At 30.4% G+C, this 1,840-nt stretch carries 1 protein-coding gene and 1 pseudogene; both read left to right on the plus strand.

Going from position 1 to position 1,840, the window contains the following annotated elements; all coding sequences use genetic code 4:
• A partial coding sequence (locus C6B38_RS09750; RefSeq protein ID WP_162475829.1) for a hypothetical protein occupies positions 1-288 on the plus strand: 288 nt, incomplete at its 5' end.
• A gap of 303 nt (positions 289-591) precedes the next feature.
• Positions 592-1,840: pseudogene (locus C6B38_RS02980) on the plus strand (hypothetical protein); the annotation flags it as partial.

Here is a 1,840-nt window from a genome sequence, read left to right on the forward strand (position 1 = left end):
ACAATTGAGGCACCAGCAAAAATTATTGCGGAAAATATTAAATATGTCAGTAAAGATGAATGATGAAATCCAACTAAAATTAAAGTTTTTGAAGCTATCCAAAATATAGATAAATTATTAACAAAAAATGACTATGAAATAACTTGTACTTGTCTAGACTTTTTTGATAATGGTCATTTAGATTTATCAACACCAAAAATATTATCTTTATTAATTAAAGCAAAAAACAATGCTTATGGTTCTACTAGTAAAATAGATATTACTTTGCCAATAGCAACAACAAATTAAATTCATTTTTATTTAATTTTATAGAAAAAACTCTTGATAAAATAAAAAACTATAAACAAAATTGTTTATAGTGTATAATATTTATGTAATTAAATATTTTTAAAAAAAATTAGTGATAGTAATTTATTGCTACATAAATTACTATCGTGGAAACACTAGTTAACACCTAGCGTTTCCACAGACAATTTTAACATATTTTACTGGGGTATTTATTTATACTCTTGTGAAATATGTTATAAATTGCTTGTGGGAATAGTGCGGTTGTGCTATTCCTATTTTTATTGTTCAGAAAGGAATACAGCAATGAAAAAAATATTAAGTATTTTAACGATATCAACTTTAACAGCGAGCATTCCCGCCCCGTTGCTAGCAGCAGTACCACTAACTAATACTTTGACATCTAAATCAAACAACGATTATCTACCAATAAAAGAAATTAATGGTATTACTGACAGAGTTAATTCTATTGCCGTTGATACCAAGGATAACATTTATTTTTGCACAGATAATGGTGCGTTTGTGTTGAAACACGGTGCAACAACCCCAACCAAAATAAATGGAATAAAAGGAATTATTAATCATATTTCTGTTGATACCAAGGATAACATTTATTTTGCTGGTGGAGATGGTGCGTTTGTGTTGAAACACGGTGCAACAACCCCAACCAAAATAAATGGAATAAATATGACCGCTTATTCTGTTGCAGTTGATAGTAAAGATAATGTTTATATTTCTTGATATTTTGGTATACATAAATTATTGGTTGATTCAGATACTTTAATTAAAATAAATGGAGTAGAAATTAATACAGATATTCTTAACATTGATAGTAAAGATAACATTTATTTTGCTGGTGGAGATGGTGCGTTTGTGTTGAAACACGGTTCWACAACMCCAACTAAAATCGATGGAATAGATGGACTGATTTATTCCCTTGCTGTTGATAATTCAAATAACATTTATTTTGGTACGGATAATGGTGTATATAAGTTGTCTGCTGGTGCAACAACCCCAACAAAAATAAATGGAATAAGTGGTTTTGTTAAAACAATTGTGGTTGATAGTAAAGATAACATTTATTTCGGTACAAATAGTGGTTTATTTGTGTTGAAACACGGTAAAACAACACCAACAAAAATAAATGGGATAAGTGGTTTTGTTAAAACAATTGCGGTTGATAGTAGCAATAACATTTATTTTGCTGGTAATGATTGAGTTAAATTTACGACAACGGTTTTAGATTGGGTAAAACAACAAAGTCAGCTTACGGTGGATAGCACAAAAACCCAAACTTGGACTCGCCCCGACTTGCTTAGTGTTGATGGGGAGTTAAACATTGATATTGCCAACCCCAACATTGATAAAGTTATTTTTGATAATGTCCAACAACCACAAACAAGCAAACAATGAAAAATAAATGTTAAACCCGAAACGACAGCCCGCGACCATAATTTACAAGTAATGTTTACTTTGGATGGTAAACAATATACGAGTGAAATTACGGTCTCAATGCAAGCGAAAATTGACCCACCAACACCAAGTAAGCAAGAAA

Origin of the sequence: Spiroplasma sp. ChiS, assembly GCF_002968355.1 — a bacterium.
Lineage (GTDB): Bacteria > Bacillota_I > Bacilli_A > Mycoplasmatales > Mycoplasmataceae > Spiroplasma > Spiroplasma citri.